Here is a 19,200-nt window from a genome sequence, read left to right as displayed (position 1 = left end):
CTCAGGGCAGCCGGGCCTCGACCCGGCCGGACACCACGCGGGTGGGCAGCACGACCTGGTCGTTGGCGGCCGGGCCGTGCACCACCTCGCCGCCGTCGAGCCGGAACGCGCTGCCGTGCCAGGGGCAGACCACACAGGCGTGGCCGTCGACCTGCTCGATCGTGCCCTCGCCGAGCGGGCCGCTCTGGTGCGGGCAGCGCTCCAGCATGACTGTGACGTCGTCGCCGTCCCGGTAGAGGATCACCGAGACGTCGTCGATCTTCTTGGTGACCAGTTCGTGCCGGGGCAGGCTGCTCAGGTCGCCGACCCGGTGCCAGCCGTCGCTGATCAGGTGCAGCTCGGAGACGCTCTGGCTGGCCTGGGCACCCTGCTTGTACGCGAGATGCCCACCCAGGTACGCCCCACCGCTCGCGGCGGACAGCCCCAGGTAGGACAGCGTCCGGCCGAGGCCGTGCCGCCCGTTGAGCCGGGCCGCCAGCGAGCCGGCGAACAACGCCAGGCCGACCGTGTTGGCGGCGGCATGCACCAGCCCGACCCGGCGCTGGTCCCGGGAGAGCGTGGCCCAGTCGTTGAGCCCGGCGACCGCCGCGGGCAGCGCGCTGACCGTACCGAGACCCACCAGGGCGGTGGCGGCGCGGCGCTGGCCGGGCAGCAGGTCCACCACGGCGGCGGAGATCCAGGCGCCGACCGGCACCTGCACCATCGCGGGGTGCAGCGGATGGCCGAGCCACACGCCGTGCAGCGCGTCGCGTACCCGCTGCGAGCGCAGCGTGCCCTGGACGGCGCGCTGCAACCGGTCACCCACCCGGTCGAGACCGGTGGCCTGTTCGAGCTTCGTCAGTAGTTCGCGCACCTGTTCCGACTTCCCGGCAGGAGAGCCCCCAAACCGGACGCCCCGGAATTCCCTCGCACGGAACCCCCGCTGGATATACTCGGGCGGCCGACTGTATATAGGGAGCTGCGATGACCAAGATCCTGGTGGACGTCGACGACGAGGCGCTTGCGGATGCCGCCGAGGCGTACGGCACGAAGACCAAGAAGGACACGGTGAACGTCGCGCTCCGCGAGGGCGCGGCAAGACTGCGCCGCGCCCGCGCGCTGGCGGAACTGGCCGAGCGCGGGCAGACCGGTGACTTCGACGAACTGCTCGACAAGGGCGCCTACCGCTCGTGAAGCTGGCCGACTACCTGATCGACACCAGTGCCCTGGTCCGGCTCCTGCGTGATCCCGACGTGCTGGCGCGGTGGGACCAGCAGGTGACAGCGGGCCTGCTCGCCGTGTGCCCCCTGGTCGAGCTGGAGTTCCTCTACACCGCCCGGTCCGTCGCCGACCGGACGCGCCTGGCGGAGCAGCTCCGGGCCGCCTTCGGCTGGGTGGTGATGCCGGACCGGATCTACGAGCGCGCCGCCGAGATCCAGGGCGAGCTGACCGCGCGGGGCACGCACCGCTCGGCGGGCGCCGTCGACCTGCTCATCGCCGCCACCGCCGAATACCACGGGCTTTCGCTGCTGCACTACGACCGGGACTTCGACCAGGTCGGCGCCGTCGCCGGCCAGCCGATGCGCTGGCTGACCCGGCCCGGCACGATCAAATAGACCGTAGCCACGACGGCGCCGTCGCGGGCATGCTGGGCCTATGGGGGTACGCGTCGAGCACGCCGGTGCCGTGACCACTGTGATCCTGGACCGGCCCGAGGCCCGTAACGCCGTGGACGGGCCGACCGCACGAGCGCTGGCCGACGCGTTCCGCGCGTTCGACGCCGACCCGGACGCGGCGGTGGGTGTGCTCTGGGGTGCGGGCGGCACGTTCTGCTCCGGCGCCGATCTCAAGGCCGTCGGCACGCCGCGCGGCAACCGGGTCGAGCCCGACGGCGACGGGCCGATGGGCCCCACCCGGATGCGGCTGTCCAAGCCGGTGATCGCGGCGATCTCCGGGTACGCGGTGGCCGGTGGGCTGGAGCTGGCGCTCTGGTGCGATCTGCGGGTCGCCGAGTCGGACGCCACGCTGGGCGTGTTCTGCCGCCGGTGGGGCGTACCGCTGATCGACGGCGGGACGGTCCGGCTGCCCCGGCTGATCGGGGAGAGCCGGGCGATGGACCTGATCCTCACCGGCCGTGCGGTGGGCGCCGACGAGGCGTACGCGATGGGTCTGATCAACCGGCTGGTCGCGCCGGGTGAGGCCCGCGCGGCGGCCGAGGAGTTGGCCGCCGCTGTCGCCCGGTCTCCGCAGACGTGCCTGCGCAACGACCGGGCGGCGGTGCTGGACGGCGCGGGGCAGCCCGAGCCGGAGGCGATGGCGACCGAGCTGGCCTACGGCCTGGAGTCGCTGGCGGTGGACGGGGTACGCGGCGCAGGCCGGTTCGCCGACGGCGCCGGCCGGCACGGCGTGCCGGCCGGCTGAGGCCTCACTTCAGCGCGCGCAGCGCGTCCTCGATGGCCCTGTGGAACGTCGGGTACGCGTAGATCATGTGCCGGAGCTGGCTGATCGGCACCGCCGCGTGCACCGCCACGACGAGCGCGGAGAGCACCTCGCCGCCGGCCGGACCGGCCGAGGTGGCACCGACGAGGACGCCCTGGTCGGCGTCGGCGATCAGCTTGATGAACCCGGCGTTGCCGCTCTTGTGGATCCAGCCCCGGGCCGACGAGGTGAGGTCGGCGTACCCGACCTGGACGTTGACGCCGCGCTCGCGGGCCTGCTGCTCGGTGAGGCCGACCGCGCCGACCTCGGGGTCGGTGAACGTGACCCGGGGCAGCGCCCGGTAGTCGGCGACCGGGACGCTGCCCGGCGCGGCGGTCGACCCGCCCGCGCTCATCGCGCCGCCGACCGCGCTGACCACACCGGCCGCGCCGCCGACCACACTCGCGGTGCCGCTGGCATCAGGGCCGCCCTTGGTACGCCGCATGTGGTCGAGCACGTCCGCCACCACGATGCCGGCCTGGTACATGGCGATGTGGGTGAACGCACCCTCGCCGGTGAGGTCGCCGACCGCCCAGATCCCGTCGGTGACGTGCATCCGGTCGTTCACCGGCAGGTAGCGCTGCCCGGCGTCCACCCCGACGGTGTCCAGGCCCAGCTCCTCCAGGTGCGCCTTGCGGCCGGTCACCACGAGCAGCTTCTCGCCGGTGAACTCGGCGCCGTCGGCGTACACGGTGAACGCACCGCCGTCGTGGCCGACCCGGCCGGCCTTGGCCCCGGTGTGGATCTCCACCCCGTCGGCGCGCAGCGCGTCGGCGGCGAGCGCCGACGCCTCCGGCTCCTCGACCGCGAGCAGCCGGTCGGCCGCCTCGATCACCGTCACCCGCACGCCGAACCGGGCGAAGACCTGTGCCAGTTCCAGCCCGATCGCGCCGCCGCCGAGCACCAGCAGCGACGCGGGCAGTTCCTCGACCTCGATGGCCTGGTGGTTCGTCCAGTACGGCGTGTCGGCCAGCCCGTCGATCGGCGGGACCGAGGGCCGGGTGCCGGTGCCGAGGACCACGCCGTAGCGCGCCTGGAACACCTGGTCGCCGACGCGTACCCGGTTCGGTCCGTCGAGCCGTCCGCTGCCCCTGACGAACCGGCCGCCCTTGCCGGTGAAGCGGTCCACCGCCACCTTGTCGTCCCAGGTGTCGGTGGCCTCGGCGCGGATCCGCTTCGCCACCGGCGCCCAGTCGGGCCGCACCTGGGCGGACCCGGCCAGCTCGTTGACCCGGTGCGCCTCGGCCAGCGCGTTCGCCGCCCGGATCATCATCTTGCTGGGCACGCACCCCCAGTAGGGGCACTCACCACCGACCAGGTCCCGTTCGATGCCGACCACGCTGAGGCCGGCCTCGGCGAGCCGCCCGGCCACCTCCTCGCCGCCGACGCCGAGCCCGACAACGACCACATCCACCAGTTCCGGCTCCGCCATTCCGCAAGCATTCCGTACCTTCGGGACACCGACCACCGCACCGGGCCCGAATTCCGCGCTCGTCACGAATGCCACCGCCTACGGTGGCCGCATGCACACGCGCTTCACTCCGGTCCGGGACTGTTTCCACGACCTGTTCGCCACCGGCCGGGAGACGGGCGCGTCACTGGCGGTGTGGCACGGCGGCGTACCGGTGATCGAGCTGGTGGGTGGCACCACCGCAGCGGTCCCGCCCGGCGTGGTCGTACCGGTTTCCGGGGCGGACCGGCCGTGGCGGCCGGACACGCTCGTCGACGTCTACTCGGCCGGCAAGCCGGTGGCCGCGCTCTGCCTGCTGCTGCTCGTCGACCGGGGCCGGGTCGACCTGGACGCGCCGGTCTCGGTCTACTGGCCGGGCTTCCGCGCCCCGGCCACCGTCCGGCAGGTGCTCGCCCACACCGCCGGGCTGCCCGCCTTCCCGGTGCCCCGGCCCGCCGCCGCCGTCGCCGACTGGGACCTGCTCTGCGCCGATCTGGCCGCCGCCGAGCCCGAGTGGACGCCGGGCGCCGTCGCGGCCGAGCACGCCTGGACGTACGGGCACCTGGTGGGCGAGCTGGTCCGCCGGGTGGACGGACGCTCGGTGGGCCGGTTCCTGGCCGAGGAGATCGCCGGACCGTGGCGCCTGGACCTCGCCTTCGGACTGGGCGAGGCCGACCGGCGGCGGTGCGCCGATCTGTCGTACGCCGATCCGGCCTGGCCGGACGCGATGCGCGGCGAGCCGGGCTCGTTGCGGGCGCGGGCGCTGGACAACCCGCCGGGCGGGCGCGACGTGGCGATGGTGAACAGCGAGCTGTGGCGCGCCGCCGAGATCCCGGCGGTGAACCTGCACGCCACCGCCGCCGGGCTCGCCCGGCTGTACGCGGGCCTGCTCGCCGGCGGCACGCTGGACGGGGTACGCCTGTTCAGCCCGGAAGTGGTCGCCGAGGCGACGCGGGTGCAGTATTCCGGCCCGGACCTGCTGCTGGACCGGCCGGTGGACTGGACGCTCGGCATGCAGTGGGAGCCGGACGGCAGCTGGGGCATGGGCGGGATCGGCGGCAGCAGCGCCTGGGCCGACCCGGAACGCGGCTACACCTTCGCGTACGCGACCGCCCGGCTGGCCGACCACGACCGCGTGGAGGACCTGGTCGAGGCGTTGCACTCCTGCCTCTGACCGACCGTCACAGTCGGTGACTGCCGGGCGTCGTCACGCAGCGCATTCGAGCCGGCCGGGCAGCCTGGACTCCCCTTTCCGCCTTGCTCTGCAGCCATCGGCGCAGCATCGCGTTGAGCAGGGGTTTCCTCGCAGGTCCGAAAACCGCGCGGGGCCCCGACGGTCACGTTCCGCAACCGGTGCGGATATGGCTGCAGAGCAAAGGGGACCAGAGGTGAACGGCGTCGGCGGGGAACCCGATCACCTACGGTAACCAAGGAAGTCGGCCTGCGACGCGCGGGAGGTCTGCGCCGGCGGCGTTCGTGATCGTGCGCGGGCGACGCATCTGGCGCGACCGCCCGCGCGTCCGCGCAAGCCGGCGGGCGGCGGGCGGCGTCAGCGGAGCCAGACCGGGTCGGCGCCCGGCACCTCCAGCGGTGGCGGGTAGTCGAGCGTGCGGCGTACCTCGTCTGGCAGCCGCCACGGCTGGTGGACCGCCTTGCCCGCCACCGACGCCAGCTCGGGCACCCAGCGCCGCACGTACGCGCCGTCGGGGTCGTAGCGCTCGGCCTGCCGTACCGGGTTGAAGCCGCGGTACGGCCGGGTGTCGTTGCCGGTGCCGGCCACCCACTGCCAGTTGCCCGAGTTGTTGACCCGGTCGCCGTCGAGCAGCCACCGGAAGAAGACCTCCAGGCCGGGCCGCCAGTCCAGCCCGAGGTGCTTGGTCAGGTAGCCGGCGGTGATCAGCCGCGCCCGGTTGTGCATCCAGCCCTCGGCGCGCAACTGGCGCATGCCCGCGTCCACGATCGGCATGCCGGTCCGCCCCTCGGCCCAGGCGTCGAACGCGTGCGCGTCGTCGCGCCAGTCCTCGCGCGCACCGCGGCGGTAGGCGACAGTGGACAGGTCGGGGAAACCGGCCACCACCTGGTGGTAGAAGTCGCGCCAGCAGAGCTGCCTGACGAACGGGCCGTCCCGGTCACCGGCCCGGTTCGCCACGGCCAGCGGCGACACGCACCCGAAGCGCAGGTACGGGCTGAGCCGCGAGGTCTCGTCGCCGGCCATGTCGTCGTGGATGTCGTCGTACCGATCGAGGGTGGGCAGCCAGGCGGTGAGCCGGCGCCTGGCGACGGCCTCGCCACCGACGGCGGCGTCCGGGCTGTCGCCAGTCGGCGGATCCGGCAGCCGGCCGGGGTCGACGCCGTCGGACAGCCGGACCTGCTTCGGGGCGGCCAGCTCATCCCGCCACCGCACGCCCTGCCAGACGCGGAAGTAGGGGCTGAAGACGCGGTAGTGGTCGCCGCCGCCGGGGCGCAGCGCACCGGGCTCGACGATCGTGAGGCCGGGGAACACGCGCAGGAACATCCGGTGCCTGTCGCACTCGGCGCGCAGCCGCCGTTCCCGGCGGTGGGCGTAGCGGCTCACGTCGGCGGAGAGCCCGATGCCCTCGGCGCCCACCTTCCGGGCCAGCTCGATTGTTTCGGCCACCGGGTCGCCGCGCCTGATCACCAGGTCCCCACCGCGTGTGCGGAGCGCCTCACGCAGGTCGGCCAAGCTCTGATGCAGGAACCGGGTGCGGTTCGGCGAGAGCTTCTGCAACGCCGGATCGAGCACGTAGAGCGGCACCACCCGGTCGAACGCGGAGCAGGCGGCGGCGAGCGCCGGGTGGTCGTGCACCCGCAGGTCACGGGTGAACAGCACGACCGCCGTGCGGCCGGTCATCCGGCCAGGGCCGGTTCCAGGGCCGGGCCGGGCACCCGCACCGGCGTGCCCGACGGGGTGAGCAGCGCCCGCGCGGCCACCGCCATCCGGCGCCGCTGCGGCACCAGGGCACGCCGCACGAAGACGTCGTAGTCCTGGGCGGCCACCTCGTCGAGGATGCCTCCGTAGAGCGCGTACGCGGTGCGCATGCACGCCTGCGAGGCGGGATCGAGCAGCGGGATGCCCGGTGCGGCGGCGACGTAGTGGGCCTGGGCGCGGGTCACCTCGTACTCGATCAGCTCGCGGATGCGCGGCGTGGTGCGGCCGGCGGCCTTTGCGGCGAGCAGGTCGTCGCGGGTGAGGTCGAACTTGGCCATGTCCTCGTCGGGCAGGTACGTCCGGCCCCGGTCGAGGTCCTCGGAGACGTCCCGGATGAAGTTGGTGAGCTGGAACGCGAAGCCGAGCTGGCGGGCGGGCTCGCGGGCGGCGGCCGGGTCGGAGCTGCCGAGGATCGGCAGCATCATGGTGCCGATGACAGCGGCCGAGCCCTCCATGTAGTCGAGCAGGTCGTCGTAGGTCGGGTACGACATGACCGTCAGATCCATCGCCATGCTGCGCAGGAACGACGCGAAGTCGTCGCGGTCCAGGTCGAACACGGCAATGGTGTGCAGCACCGCGGGGAGCAGCGGGTCGTCGACCGACGCACCGTGCAGCCCGGCGACGAATCGATCCGACCACTCGCGCAGCCGGGCGGCGCGCTCGGCCGGCGGCAGGTCCTCGGTGCGGTCGACGATCTCGTCCGCGTAGCGGGTGAAGCCGTACAAGGCGTGCACATGCCGCCGTTTCCAGGCGGGAAGCAGCCGGGTGGCGAGATAGTAGGTACGGCCGTGACGCCGGTGCAGCTCGCGGCAACGGTCATAGGCAGCGGTCAGATCCGTGTCCATCGGCCCCTCCTCAGTTTCGACGCAGCAATCGACGCAACTCGTAACCCTAGGGTACGCTCCCCCACATGGCCAACGACGCAGTTGCGGGTAATGCGCTCCGCGTCGCGCCGGCTCAGGCCGGGGCGACGGACGATCCGGTCCGCGGCGTACTGGCCGCGTTCACGAAAGACCTGATCAAAGGGGTCGACGAGACGCTGGCGGCGTTCCTGGCCGCAGAAGTCGAATCACTCACCGAGATCGACGCAGCGATGGGTGGTTTCGCCGCGACGGCACGTGACTGCGTGCTGGCCGGCGGCAAACGGGTCCGCCCCACGTTCGCGTACTGGGGATGGCGGGGTGTGGTCGGCGGTGAGGAACCGCTGAGCTCGGTGCTCCCCGCGCTGTCCGCGCTCGAACTCCTGCACACGTTCGCGCTGGTCCACGACGACGTGATGGACGCCTCCGACACCCGGCGCGGGCTGCCCACCGCGCACCGGGCCGCCGCCGCCCGGCACCGGGCCGCCGGGCACACGGGCGACCCCGACCGGTACGGCGAAGCCGTCGCCGTCCTCATCGGCGACCTGTGCATGGTGTGGGCCGACCGGCTCATGGCACACGCGGCGGTCCCGGCGGACCGGCTGCTCGACGTGCGCCGCTGCTACGACCAGATGCGGGTCGAGACGGTCGCCGGGCAGTTCCTGGACGTGCTCGGCGAGAACGACTCGGCGAGCTGGACCGTCGACCGGGCGCTGCGGGTGGCCCGCTACAAGACCGCCAGCTACACCGTCCAGCGCCCGCTGCTGTTCGGCGCCTGCCTGGCCGGCACCGACGCGGACGACCCGCTCATCGCCGCGTACACCAGGTACGGGCTGGCCGTCGGCGAGGCGTTCCAGCTCCGCGACGACCTGCTGGGCGTGTACGGCGACCCGGAGACCACCGGCAAGCCGGCCGGGGACGACCTGCGTACCGGCAAGCCGACAGCGCTGCTGATGCTGGCCCGGCAGCTCGCCGACCCGGCGCAGCGCCGCGCGTTGGAGCGGGCCGGCTCGGTCACCGCGGCACACGAGGTGGACCGGCTGGCCGACGTGGTCCGGGACACCGGCGCCACCGCCCGGGTGGAGCGGATGATCTCCGACCGGGTGACCGAGGCGCTCGCCGCGCTCGGCACCGCACCGATCGACGAGACCGCGCGCACCGCGCTGACCGGCCTCGCCACCGCCGCCACGGCGCGGCGGGCATGATGAGCAACTTCGTGAGCAAGGGGGCCGGAATGCGTACCGTCAAGGGACGGACCGACCGGGTGGTAGTGGTCGGCGCCGGGCTGGGTGGGCTGGCCTGCGCGCTGCACCTGGCCGGCAGTGGCCGGCAGGTGACGGTGCTGGAACGCGAGCCGGTGCCGGGCGGCCGCGCCGGGCGGCTCAGCGTCGACGGGTACGAGTTCGACACCGGCCCGACCGTCCTCACCATGCCCGACCTGATCGCCGAGGCGCTCGGCGCGGTGGGTGAGGAGCTGACCGACTGGCTCGACCTGACCCCGCTCGACCCGGCGTACCGCGCCTACTACCCGGACGGGTCGACGCTCGACGTCATCACCGACACCACCCGGATGGCCGCCGAGATCGCCCGCGTCTGCGGCCCCCGGGAGGCCGACGGCTACCTGCGTTTCGTCGACTACGCGCGCAACCTCTGGCAGTGGGAACGGGCCGACTTCATCGAGCGCAACCTCGACGCGCCGACCGACCTGCTCACCGGCAACCTGCTGAAGCTGTTCGCGAGCGGCGCCTTCCGGCGGCTCCAGACGAAGATCAACCAGTTCTTCCGCGACCCGCGTACCCAGCGGATCTTCTCCTTCCAGGCCATGTACGCGGGCCTGTCGCCGCACGACGCGCTGGCGATCTACGCGGTCATCGCGTACCTCGACTCGGTGGCCGGTGTGTGCTTCCCGCGCGGCGGCATCCACGCGGTCTCCCGCGGGATGGCCGGCGCGGCCGAGAAGCACGGCGTGCAGATCCGGTACGGCACCACGGTGACCCGGGTGGAGACCGCCAACGGCCGCGCCACCGGCGTCGTCACCGCGGACGGCGACTTCATCCCCGCCGACACGGTGGTGCTCAACCCGGACCTGCCGGTCGCCTACCAGGACCTGCTGCCGCCCAGCCGGCAGCGCAAGCTGACCTACTCGCCGTCCTGCGTGGTGCTGCACATCGGTTCGACGCAGGGCTATGGCAAGATCGCCCACCACAACATCCACTTCGGGCGCTCCTGGAAGGGGACGTTCGACGAGGTGATCCGGCGAGGCGAGCTGATGACCGACCCGTCGCTGCTGGTGACGAACCCGAGCCGCACCGACCCGTCGGTGGCGCCGGCCGGGAAGCACACCTACTACGTGCTGGCCCCGGTGCCGAACCTGGAGCGGGCGCCGTTCGACTGGACCGGCGACCTCACCCAGCGGTACGCCGACCAACTCGTGAGCACGCTGGAGGAGCGCGGCTACGTCGGCTTCGGCGACGGCATCGAGGTGATGCGGGCGGTCACCCCGGCCGACTGGGCGGCGCAGGGCATGGCCGCCGGCACCCCGTTCGCCGCCTCGCACAGCCTCTTCCAGACCGGCCCGTTCCGCCCCTCCAACCTGCACCGGACGCTGGAGAACGTGGTGTTCGTCGGCTCCGGCACGCAGCCCGGTGTCGGCGTGCCGATGGTGCTGATCAGCGGCAAGATCGCCGCAGCCCGGGTCACCGGGGCGATGTCGTGAGCGAGCGGGAGACCCACCTGGTCGAGCTGGTCGACGACGACGGCCGGGTGCTCGGCGAGACCACCGTGGCGGCCGCCCACCAGCCACCCGGGCGGTTGCACCGCGCCTTCTCGGTGCTCCTGGTCGACCCCGACGGGCGGGTGCTGTTGCAGCAGCGGGCCGCGGTCAAGACGCGGTTCCCGCTGCGCTGGGCGAACTCCTGCTGCGGGCACCCGCTGCCCGGCCAGTCGCCGGCCGAGGCCGCCAACCGGCGGCTCGCCGAGGAACTCGGCGTCGATCCGGTCGACCTCACCGAGGTCGGCGTGTACCTCTACTACGCCGAGGACCCGGCTACCGGACGGGTCGAGTTCGAGTACGACCACGTGCTGCGCGCCGACGTACCCGCCGACCTGGTCACGCGGCCCGACCCGGACGAGGTGGCCGACCTGCGCTGGGTCGACCCCGGCGCGGTGGTCGGCGACCTGGACGCCCACCCCCGTGAGTACGCCCCGTGGCTCGGCGGCGTGGTCAACCGGCTGCTGCACCCCACCGACGCGTCCCGGCCGGGCGTAGCGGCCACCGAGGCACCGGAGCGGTCGGGTGGCCGATGAGGCGCTGAGCGCGGGGGCCGTCGCACGCCGACTGGGTGTGGCGGTCACCACGCTGCGTACCTGGCACCAGCGCTACGGTCTCGGCCCCAGCGAGCACGTGCCGGGTCACCACCGGCGGTACACGCCCGCCGACCTCGCCCGCCTGGAGATCATGCGCCGGCTGACCACCGAGGGGGTCGCGCCCGCCGAGGCCGCCCGCTGGGCCCGGCAGGCGCCGGCCGTGCCGCCCCCGGAGCGGCTCGGCCTCAAGGCGAGGGCCTCGACGGTACGCGACGGCGGCGGCACCACCATCCCGGTCGGCCGGGCCGGGCCGGCGGCGCGCGGGCTGGCTCGTGCCGCCATGCGGCTGGACTCGGTGACCATCGGCCGCACCATCGCCGACGCGCTGGCCGCCGACGGGGTGGTGGCGACCTGGGAAGGGCTGCTGCGGCCCGTGCTCGCCGGCATCGGGGAGCGGCACGCCGCCACCTCCGCGCTGATCGAGGTGGAACACCTCATGTCCCGGTGCGTCTCCGAGGCGTTCGCCACAGTGGCACGGGCGCACCCGATGACCGGGCCGCCCCGGATCCTGCTCTCCTGCGCCGACGAGGAGCAGCACTCGCTGCCGCTGGAGGCGCTCGCCGCCGCGCTGGCCGAGGTCGGTGTGAGTTATCGCATGCTCGGTGCCCGCGTACCGGTGCCGGCCCTGGTCGAGGCCGTCAACCGGACCGGTCCGGCGGCCGTGGTGCTCTGGTCGCACATCCGGGCGACGGCCGACCCGTGCCAGCTCACCGCGCTGCTGGCGGTGCCGCGCCGGCCGCTGCTGGTACTCGCCGCCGGGCCCGGCTGGCGGGCCGACTCGCTGCCGGCCGGGGTGGTCCGGCCGGTGGACCTGGCCGAGGCGTTGTCGCTGGCCGTGGCCGTGCGGGACTCGCTGGACCAGTCGACGACGAGCTGAGCCCCTCTCCCGTTCCGGGTCGGCGTCCACTACGGTCGGAAAGTCCGTCTGACCCCGACCCCTCCGGGAGCGACGAATGCGTCCACGCGCCCTGTCGGCGCTCGCCCTGGGCCTGGTGCTCCTCGTCACCGGCTGCGGCGAGGCCGGCAAGTCACCCGAGAAGGCCGCCGCACCGCCGTCGGCCTCCGCGTCGCCGTCCCCGACGCCGGTGACGAAGCCCTCACCGACCCACACCACCCCCGCGAAGCCCAAGCTGCGCCCGGTGCCGAAGAAGCTGCCGGCCGGGCTGCACCGGGCCAGCGGGAGCAGCGGCGTGGCGCTCACCTTCGACGACGGGCCGGATCCCCGGTACACCCCGCAGATCCTGGCCCAGCTCCGGGCGGCCCGTGTGAAGGCCACCTTCTGCGTCGTCGGCAAGCAGGCCAAGCGCTACCCGGAGCTGGTGGCCCGGATCGTCCGGGAGGGTCACCAGCTCTGCAATCACAGCTGGCACCACGACGTGAACCTGGGCCGGCGCTCCGCCGCCGAGATCCGATCCGACCTGGAACGGACGAACGAGGCGATCCACGCCGCCGCGCCCACGGCGCCGATCACCTGGTTCCGGCAGCCCGGTGGCCGCTGGACGGCCGAGGAGGTCGTGATCGCCAAGCAGATGGGCCTGCGCCCGCTGCACTGGAGCGTGGACCCGCAGGACTGGGACCACCCACCGGCGAAGACGATCATCAAGCGGGTGAAGGGCGCCACCCGGCACGGTTCGGTCGTGCTGATGCACGACGCAGGGGGCGACCGGGCCCAGACGATGGCCGCGTGCCGACACCTGATCCCGGACATCAAGCGGCGGTACGGCATCGCCCTACCCCGCTGACCTGCGGTTATACCCGGTCCCACAGCCATCCCCATACCGGTTTTGTCGTCCGCGCAGGCATGACATATGCTTCTCCTGCCTCCGGCGGGGCCGGATGGGAGCAAGTCCGCTTGAAGTTGCGAGTGTGCAATGATGGCGGGGCCGCCCTCATCGTCTAGCGGCCCAGGACGCCGCCCTTTCAAGGCGGTAGCACGGGTTCGAATCCCGTTGGGGGCACGGTCCGGCTCGCGCCGGATGCAACACCAGCCAGGTCCTGTGGAGCAGTTGGAGTGCTCGCCGCCCTGTCAAGGCGGAGGTCGCGGGTTCAAGTCCCGTCAGGACCGCAAGCGCTGACGCCGCGCAGCTCGATGCGCGGCGTTCTGCGTATCGGCCCGTGCGGTAGCATGTGCCGAGCACCACGGCCAGGTAGCTCAGTTGGTACGAGCGTCCGACTGAAAATCGGAAGGTCGGCGGTTCGACCCCGCCCCTGGCCACATAGCCTTTCGCCGGGCTACAGGAGCGCCGATCAGCGGAGACGCCGGTCGGCGTTCTGCTTTTCAGCCCAGGTGGGCCGCCTCCACCCGCAGATGCTCGAGGAAGTGCGTGACGGCCGGCGACGGCGTCCTGCCCCGCACGGTCGCCGCGAATATCTGCCGTACCGACTCGTCGTCCGGATGCAGGCGTAGCAGTGCGATGTCCGGCGGGGTTCCGCGTACCGCCAGGGCCGGAACCAGAGCCACCCCCAACCCGGCGGCGACGCATCCCAGCTTGCCGGTCCACTCGGCCGCGACGATGTCGACGCGCGGTGAGAAACCGCTGGGCAGGCTTGCCCGGAGCAGGCTGTTCTCCGCGGTGGCCGAGCCCACGACGAACGCGTCCTCGGCGAGGTCCGCCAGGCGCACCGAGCGGCGGTGCGCGAGCCGGTGGTCACGTGCGACCGCGACCAGGAGCCGCTCGTCGAGCAGATGTCGCAGGTCGAATCGTTCGCGGTCCAGTTCGCCCGTGGGCGAGGCGCTGACCACTGCCACATCCGCCTCCTCCGCGAGCAGGCGCTCCAGCAGTTGCGGCGTCACCCCCTCGACCAGCGACAGCGAGATCTCGGGGTGGTCCGAGCGGAACGACGCCATCGCCCGGGGTACGAGAGCCGCGACAGCGGTCGGGAAGGCGCCCACACGCAGCCGCCCTCGGCCGAGCCCGCGCAGGTCGTCGAGGTCACGCCGGGCCGCGGCGAGCCGGTCGAGGACCGCCTCGGCGTGCGGGAGCAGCTCTCGTCCCTCCTCGGTGAGGGCGACGCCGCGGGGCAGCCGGTCGAAGAGCCGAGCGCCGATGTCGGCCTCCAGCGCGGCGATCTGCCGGGAGACAGCCGACTGGGTGAAGCTGAGGGCGCGGGCGGCGGTCGTGATCGAGCCGTGCCGCGCGACGGTGCGGAACACCTCCAGCAGCTGAGTCTCCATGCCAGGCATGTTAGTCACGCATGGCAGGCATGCGAGACATTCGTTTGTCGCATTGCCCCCACCGGCCTAGCGTTACCGCGTGAAGATCATCGCGGTTCTCGGGACCGGACACATGGGTACGCCGATCGCGCGCCGCCTCCTGGCCGGCGGCAACCGGGTCAGAGTGTGGAACCGCAGCCCGGAGCGTTCGGAGCCGCTCGCCGCGGCCGGCGCGACGGTGGCCGCGAGCCCGTCTGCCGCAGTCGACGGAGCCGACGTCGTCGTCGTCATGCTCGCCGATGCCGGCGCGGTCGAGACGGTGCTGTTCGGGCCGGACGGCGCCGCCACCGCGCTCCGGCCCGGCACGGTCGTGGTGCAGATGTCGACGATCGGGCCGGACGAAGTCCGAGCAGTGGCCGGCCGGCTTCCGACGGGCGTCTCCCTCCTCGACGCCCCCGTCGGCGGCAGCGTCGACGCCGCCCGGGCCGGCACGCTGGCGATCTTCGCGGGCGGTCCCGCCGATGTCGTGGAGAGGGCAGCTCCGGTGCTGGAACAGCTCGGTTCGGTCCGTCACTGCGGCCCGATCGGCGCAGCCGCCGCCGTCAAGCTCGTCGCGAACACGGGCCTGGTGACGGCTGTCGCCGCGCTGCACGACGCGCTCGCTGTCGCCGCGGCGCTCGGTGTCGACAGGCAGACCGCCCTCGACGTGCTCGGCCGTGGGGCCCTCGCCGGCGCGGTCGGACGGGCCACCGCGCCGGGCGCCTCGTTCGCAGTCGCGTTGGCGGCGAAGGATGCGCGGCTGGCGCTGCGCCGTCCGGTGCCGGCCCCCGTGCTGGAGGCCGCCCTCGACCTGATGCAGGCCGCGCCGGACCAGGACGCGGATCTCTCCTCCCTCGTCTCAGCCGACTCTGCGAAGGGATGCTGATGCGCCTCACCCTGGACAACCCCGCACCCGTCGCGGCCCCGTTCGGCGACCGCTTCGCGCACGTCGCCCGGATCGATGTCGGCGGCGGGGCGCTGCTGATGCTCGCCGGACAGGTCGCCGTCGACGACGACGGCGAGGTGGTCGCTCCCGGAGACCCCGGCACCCAGGCCGAACGGATCTTCGAGATCGTGGGCGGCGTGCTCGCGGCGCACGGCGCGTCCTTCGACGACGTGCTGCACATCCGCACGTTCATGACTGACCTGGCTGACCTGCCGGCGTACGCGGCCGTCCGGCGCCGGCTCTTCCCTGGCACACCGCCGCCGGCGAGCACGACTGTCGAGGTCAGCAAGCTCTTCCTGCCCGGGGCCGTGCTCGAGGTCGAGGTCATGGCAGTGGTCCGGTCCCGCTAGGGCTCGACACTCAGGCGGCGTAGCTGAACCGTCGGGAAGGATCCCCACCGGCGGACACTCCGATGGGGATCCTTGCCGTATCCGGGTCAGACCGCGGCGGGCTGCTCGGCGGCGTCCGAGGCGCAGCAGGCGCTCTCGGTCGCCTTCTCCAACTGCGGTGAGTCGGCCTTGACCGTGTAGACCTCCCACGGCTCGTCGCCGGGGCCGCGCACCCAGACCTTGTCCTGGAGCGCGTAGCAGCACTCGGTGTCGTTCTCCTCCAGCGTGATGAGGCCGGAGTCGGTGAGCCGACCGGTCGCGGCGCTCACCTCGTCGGTGGTGGCCACCTCGACCCCGAGGTGGTCCATCACCGTCGGCAGGCCGGGCTCACCTTCGAGGAGTACGAGCTTCAGCGGCGGGTTCTCCACCGCGAAGTTGGCGTAGCCGGGGCGGCGCTTGGCCGGCTCGACGCCGAACAGCTTGCTGTAGAAGGCCACGGAGCCTTCGAGGTCGGAGACGCGCAGGGCGAGCTGGACGCGGGACATGACTGACTCCCTGTCTAGATGTTCATCTAAGCATTCTCCACTCTGCCTCCTGTTTTGAAGCCTGTCAACCTAGAGGAATATCGAAACAAGCGCCCGCCGGTGGTGGCACCGACGGTCGAGCCCCCTTGCGCTATTAGGTTTGCAATGCAAACCTATTTGAGTCACAGCACATCGGCTGCCGGGAGGAACCATGCCGTCCGAGTCACCCCGCGACAGGGCCCAGGAGCTGCTCGCCTCGATGACCAACCTCCGTCGGCAGGCCCGGGCGGCTCGTCAGGCGTACTGGCTTCCGCTCCTGCTCTTCGGGGTGCTCATCGCGGCGGCCGCGCCGCTGTACGTCGAGTCGGCGGAACCAGCCCCGCTGCGCGCCGGGACCGACGGCCCTGCCCTGAGCGGTCTCGGCGGCGGCTTCCTGCAGAAGTCGACCGCGCTCGGCTGGTACTGGCTGGCCGCGCTCGTCGGCGGCTACCTGGCCGGCCTGGCGTGGTACCGCTGGCACGGCCGGCGAGCCGGCGTCCAGACCCCGACCCGGTCGTACGTCATCGCCGGCCTCGCGGGCACTCTCGTCGGCCTCGCCCTTCCGGTCGTCCTGGAGTTCCTGCTGTTCAACACCAGCGGGCCGGTGTGGGGCGGCACCAGTCGGCTGACCGGTCCGCTGCTCGGCCTCGCCAACCGGGGCATGCTGCCGCACCTCGTGATCGCCGTCGGCCTGGCGGTCCTCGCCCGCCTGGAACGCAGCCGGAGCCTGCGGGTCGTGGTCGGTCTCTACACCGTCGTGCTGGTAGCCGTGAACGCCTGGTTCCAGCTCTCCGACCTGCAACCGGGTGATCTGACCCGGTTCAGCTTCATGCTGGCGGCCGTGCTCCCGGCACCGGTCCTGCTGATCGGCGGGGGTCTGGCGCTCGCCGCCGCCAAGAAGCAGCACAATCGGTAGTCGTGAGCACCGTGGACGACCCTCGCGCGAGCGGGCCATTCCCGACGAACGGCCTCGACGACACGGTCCACCAGCGGCACCGGCTCGGCATCCTGACCATCGCCGCTGAAGGCGAGCGGGTGGAGGTCGCCTATCTCCGCCAGGCCCTCGAACTCACCGCGGGCAACCTGTCCCGGCACCTCACCGTGCTGGAGGAGGCACGCCTGATCGAGGTGGAGAAGGGCTACCACGGCCGTCGTCCGCGGACGTGGATCCGGATCACCCGGGAGGGCCGTCAGGCCCTGCACTCCGAGATCACCGCCCTCCAGGAGCTGCTCCGCCGCCACCAGCAGACCGCGCCGGACGACTCCCCACCCCCGTAACGCCCTCTCCTGCCCGACCGCCCCGGCCCCGCCCGGTGGGCGGGCGGCGGGCCCGGGAGTGCCGGGAGCGGGTGGGACAGTCAGGTTTGTGGGGGGCGGCGGTTCTGGGTGGGGCTGCCCTGGATCGCCTCCCAGACGCTTCGGCCGGCCTGCCGCAGTGCCTGCCCGGCCTGTCCCGCCAGTTGTGCCGCCTCGGCGGCTGCGCTCGCCGGCTGGCCGGAGCGCTCCGAGCCGCGCTTCTTCTCGGCGGGACGTTCCGCCGACGGGCCCGCCCCGGCGCCCTGCCCCGATCCGGCGGCACGCTCGGACTCCGGCTTCCCCTCCCGCCCGGCAACCGACGCCGGTGACGGCTCCGCCCGCCCGGAACCGGGCGGCGGCTCGGTCCGCTCGGGACTACTTCGCCGAGAACTACCACCAGCAGTACCTGGCGCCGACGAAGAACCCGGACGGCTCGGTGGTGGCGGCTCCGTCCGCGCCGGGCGCCGGGGCGGTTCGGGGGCCTCGATCGGGCCGGACACGGCCGGCCCCGTCCGATCGGCCACCGCCGGAGCGGCCCGGTCTGCCACCGCCGGACCGGTGCGCTCGACCACCTCGCCGGCTGCGGCCACCGTACGCCCGGTCTGGTCGACCACCGGCGCGGCGAGCCGGTGCACGTCGTCCAGGGTGACGCCGGCCGAGCGCGCCAGCGCGTCGATCAGCTGCGGGTTGCGGTCGATGGTGGTCAGCGCCCGGTCCAGGATCTGCACCAGCTTCTCCAGCCGTACCTTGAGCAGCGCCTCGGCGCTCACCCCGGTGATGTCCAGCTCGACGCCCTCCAGGTGCACCCGGACGCCGGCGTCGAGCTGGAGCAGGTTCGCCAGCCGGGCGCGCAGCGACAGGTCGGCGTCGAGCCCGTCCACCACGAGCCGGATCTCGTCGACGGTCAGTTCCGGCACGTCGAGCAGGACGTCCGGCTCCGGCTCGGGACCGGCCGGCGAGCCGGTCGGTTCGTCGCCGGGGTCCGGCACTGGTGCGGTGGCTCGGCTGTCGGTCATGCTGCCCGCTCTCCCATCGGTCCGGTCGGGGGCGCTTACCCGCTTTCCGGTACGGCATCCGTCGCCCACCCGCACCTCGCGGAAGCCCGCCCGCACCTCGCGGAAGCCCACCTGACCTCCCGGAAGCGCCGCCCGCGCCTTGCACAGAGCGCCTGTCCCACCACTCAGCGCTGTCGGGAAACGGTGTTCCCGGTGTCCGGAAGCGGGCGGAACGGAAGCTGCACACCGAGACATGAGCCGGTATGGTCCGGACCTATGGGACAGGAGATGGCCGATCCGGATGAGGTCCAGCAGGAATCCGATCGCTTCTCCCTCCGCAGCAGCCTGCTCGTCCCGGCGTCCGCCGAGCGGGCGTACGCCGTCTTCACCGGCGCGCTCGCCGACTGGTGGGTGCGTGAATACACCTGGTCCGGCCCGGAGGCGCTCGCCGCGCTCGGCATCGAGCCCCGGGCCGGCGGCATGCTCTACGAGATCGGCCCGTACGGCTTCCGCAACGACTGGGGCCGCGTGCTGACCTGGGATCCGCCGCGGCGCCTGGTGTTCACCTGGCAGATCGGCCCGGACCGGGTGCCGGTGCCGGATCCGGCGCGGGCCAGCGAGGTGGAGGTCCTGTTCCACGCCGAAGGTCCGGAGCAGACCCGGGTGGACGTCGAGCACCGCTACTTCGACAGGCACGGCACGGCGGCCGAGGGCTACCGCGAGGCGCTCACCGCGGGCTGGCACGAACTGCTCTGCCGCTATCTGGCAACGGTCGCCCGTACCGCCTGAGATCGG

At 73.0% G+C, this 19,200-nt stretch carries 21 protein-coding genes and 3 tRNA genes; 17 read left to right on the top strand and 7 right to left on the bottom strand.

What is annotated here, in order from left to right; all coding sequences use genetic code 11:
• Position 1: 1 nt before the first annotated feature.
• Positions 2–853 (bottom strand): Rieske 2Fe-2S domain-containing protein, encoded by an 852-nt coding sequence (locus O7611_RS29720; protein ID WP_135242775.1) that lies wholly within the window; start codon positions 851–853, stop codon positions 2–4.
• A gap of 110 nt (positions 854–963) precedes the next feature.
• Between O7611_RS29720 and O7611_RS29715 the strand changes: the two genes are divergently transcribed.
• The 3 genes from O7611_RS29715 to O7611_RS29705 are packed head-to-tail and all read left to right on the top strand — an operon-like array spanning position 964 to position 2,400.
• Positions 964–1,173: a type II toxin-antitoxin system VapB family antitoxin gene (locus O7611_RS29715; RefSeq protein WP_194802171.1), complete on the top strand. Its 210-nt coding sequence runs from the start codon at positions 964–966 to the stop codon at positions 1,171–1,173.
• Positions 1,170–1,595 (top strand): PIN domain nuclease, encoded by a 426-nt coding sequence (locus O7611_RS29710; protein ID WP_269697964.1) that lies wholly within the window; start codon positions 1,170–1,172, stop codon positions 1,593–1,595. Before O7611_RS29715 ends, O7611_RS29710 begins: the two co-directional genes overlap by 4 nt.
• A 40-nt stretch (positions 1,596–1,635) precedes the next feature.
• Positions 1,636–2,400, top strand: coding sequence for a crotonase/enoyl-CoA hydratase family protein (locus tag O7611_RS29705; RefSeq protein ID WP_269697962.1), 765 nt, complete (start codon positions 1,636–1,638; stop codon positions 2,398–2,400).
• 4 nt (positions 2,401–2,404) lie between these two features.
• Here the strand turns inward: O7611_RS29705 and O7611_RS29700 are convergent, their stop codons facing one another.
• Entirely contained in the window at positions 2,405–3,889 is a 1,485-nt protein-coding gene (locus tag O7611_RS29700; RefSeq protein WP_269697960.1) for a dihydrolipoyl dehydrogenase family protein, read from the bottom strand.
• A gap of 91 nt (positions 3,890–3,980) precedes the next feature.
• On the opposite strand from O7611_RS29700, the gene O7611_RS29695 reads away from it, so the two are divergent.
• The gene (locus O7611_RS29695; protein WP_194802175.1) at positions 3,981–5,081 is read left to right on the top strand and encodes a serine hydrolase domain-containing protein; all 1,101 of its coding nucleotides are present in this window, start codon (positions 3,981–3,983) and stop codon (positions 5,079–5,081) included.
• A gap of 375 nt (positions 5,082–5,456) precedes the next feature.
• On the opposite strand, the gene O7611_RS29690 is transcribed toward O7611_RS29695, so the two are convergent.
• Both O7611_RS29690 and O7611_RS29685 read right to left on the bottom strand, forming a co-directional pair.
• A complete protein-coding gene (locus O7611_RS29690; protein ID WP_194802176.1) occupies positions 5,457–6,779 on the bottom strand; it encodes a cryptochrome/photolyase family protein in 1,323 nt (440 codons plus the stop codon).
• Positions 6,776–7,702 carry a phytoene/squalene synthase family protein gene (locus O7611_RS29685; RefSeq protein ID WP_194802177.1) on the bottom strand — a complete coding sequence of 309 codons (927 nt, stop codon included), beginning with the start codon at positions 7,700–7,702 and terminating at the stop codon, positions 6,776–6,778. Before O7611_RS29685 ends, O7611_RS29690 begins: the two co-directional genes overlap by 4 nt.
• A 65-nt stretch (positions 7,703–7,767) precedes the next feature.
• Here O7611_RS29685 and O7611_RS29680 point away from each other — a divergent pair, with 65 nt between their 5' ends.
• The 8 genes from O7611_RS29680 (at position 7,768) to O7611_RS29645 (ending at position 13,298) form a co-directional block, all read left to right on the top strand.
• Positions 7,768–8,922 (top strand): polyprenyl synthetase family protein, encoded by a 1,155-nt coding sequence (locus O7611_RS29680; RefSeq protein ID WP_194802178.1) that lies wholly within the window; start codon positions 7,768–7,770, stop codon positions 8,920–8,922.
• Between the two features lie 29 nt (positions 8,923–8,951).
• Positions 8,952–10,433: a phytoene desaturase family protein gene (gene crtI / locus O7611_RS29675; RefSeq protein WP_194802179.1), complete on the top strand. Its 1,482-nt coding sequence runs from the start codon at positions 8,952–8,954 to the stop codon at positions 10,431–10,433.
• Positions 10,430–11,023, top strand: coding sequence for an isopentenyl-diphosphate Delta-isomerase (idi, locus tag O7611_RS29670; protein WP_194802180.1), 594 nt, complete (start codon positions 10,430–10,432; stop codon positions 11,021–11,023). Before crtI ends, idi begins: the two co-directional genes overlap by 4 nt.
• The gene (locus O7611_RS29665; RefSeq protein ID WP_194802181.1) at positions 11,013–11,960 is read left to right on the top strand and encodes a MerR family transcriptional regulator; all 948 of its coding nucleotides are present in this window, start codon (positions 11,013–11,015) and stop codon (positions 11,958–11,960) included. The genes idi and O7611_RS29665 overlap by 11 nt, the downstream gene beginning before the upstream one ends.
• Positions 11,961–12,036: 76 nt before the next feature.
• Positions 12,037–12,825 carry a polysaccharide deacetylase family protein gene (locus O7611_RS29660; protein ID WP_269697956.1) on the top strand — a complete coding sequence of 263 codons (789 nt, stop codon included), beginning with the start codon at positions 12,037–12,039 and terminating at the stop codon, positions 12,823–12,825.
• Positions 12,826–12,968: 143 nt separating this feature from the next.
• Positions 12,969–13,041 (top strand) — tRNA-Glu (locus tag O7611_RS29655).
• A 33-nt stretch (positions 13,042–13,074) separates the two neighbouring features.
• Positions 13,075–13,148 (top strand) — tRNA-Asp (locus O7611_RS29650).
• 76 nt (positions 13,149–13,224) lie between these two features.
• Positions 13,225–13,298: transfer RNA gene (locus tag O7611_RS29645), tRNA-Phe, on the top strand.
• 63 nt (positions 13,299–13,361) lie between these two features.
• Here O7611_RS29645 and O7611_RS29640 read toward each other — a convergent pair.
• Entirely contained in the window at positions 13,362–14,258 is an 897-nt protein-coding gene (locus O7611_RS29640; protein WP_269697954.1) for a LysR family transcriptional regulator, read from the bottom strand.
• Between the two features lie 79 nt (positions 14,259–14,337).
• Between O7611_RS29640 and O7611_RS29635 the strand changes: the two genes are divergently transcribed.
• Together O7611_RS29635 and O7611_RS29630 are read left to right on the top strand one after the other, a co-directional pair.
• Entirely contained in the window at positions 14,338–15,162 is an 825-nt protein-coding gene (locus O7611_RS29635) for an NAD(P)-dependent oxidoreductase (RefSeq protein ID WP_269697952.1), read from the top strand.
• Entirely contained in the window at positions 15,162–15,572 is a 411-nt protein-coding gene (locus O7611_RS29630) for a RidA family protein (RefSeq protein ID WP_194802184.1), read from the top strand. The genes O7611_RS29635 and O7611_RS29630 overlap by 1 nt, the downstream gene beginning before the upstream one ends.
• A gap of 86 nt (positions 15,573–15,658) precedes the next feature.
• Here the strand turns inward: O7611_RS29630 and O7611_RS29625 are convergent, their stop codons facing one another.
• Entirely contained in the window at positions 15,659–16,096 is a 438-nt protein-coding gene (locus O7611_RS29625) for an ArsI/CadI family heavy metal resistance metalloenzyme (RefSeq protein WP_194802185.1), read from the bottom strand.
• 190 nt (positions 16,097–16,286) lie between these two features.
• Between O7611_RS29625 and O7611_RS29620 the strand changes: the two genes are divergently transcribed.
• Together O7611_RS29620 and O7611_RS29615 are read left to right on the top strand one after the other, a co-directional pair.
• On the top strand, positions 16,287–17,030 hold the full coding sequence (locus tag O7611_RS29620; protein WP_194802186.1) for a hypothetical protein: 744 nt from the start codon (positions 16,287–16,289) through the stop codon (positions 17,028–17,030).
• A 2-nt stretch (positions 17,031–17,032) separates the two neighbouring features.
• Complete coding sequence (locus tag O7611_RS29615; protein ID WP_194802187.1) at positions 17,033–17,392, top strand: winged helix-turn-helix domain-containing protein; 360 nt, start codon at positions 17,033–17,035, stop codon at positions 17,390–17,392.
• Positions 17,393–17,472: 80 nt separating this feature from the next.
• Here O7611_RS29615 and O7611_RS29610 read toward each other — a convergent pair whose 3' ends face one another.
• The gene (locus O7611_RS29610) at positions 17,473–18,426 is read right to left on the bottom strand and encodes a hypothetical protein (RefSeq protein WP_194802188.1); all 954 of its coding nucleotides are present in this window, start codon (positions 18,424–18,426) and stop codon (positions 17,473–17,475) included.
• A gap of 255 nt (positions 18,427–18,681) precedes the next feature.
• Here O7611_RS29610 and O7611_RS29605 point away from each other — a divergent pair, with 255 nt between their 5' ends.
• Complete coding sequence (locus tag O7611_RS29605; RefSeq protein WP_194802189.1) at positions 18,682–19,194, top strand: SRPBCC family protein; 513 nt, start codon at positions 18,682–18,684, stop codon at positions 19,192–19,194.
• Positions 19,195–19,200 lie beyond the last annotated feature (6 nt).

It is taken from the genome of Micromonospora sp. WMMC273, assembly GCF_027460285.1.
Lineage (GTDB): Bacteria > Actinomycetota > Actinomycetes > Mycobacteriales > Micromonosporaceae > Micromonospora > Micromonospora aurantiaca.
This window is presented reverse-complemented; position numbering and strand designations above follow the sequence as displayed.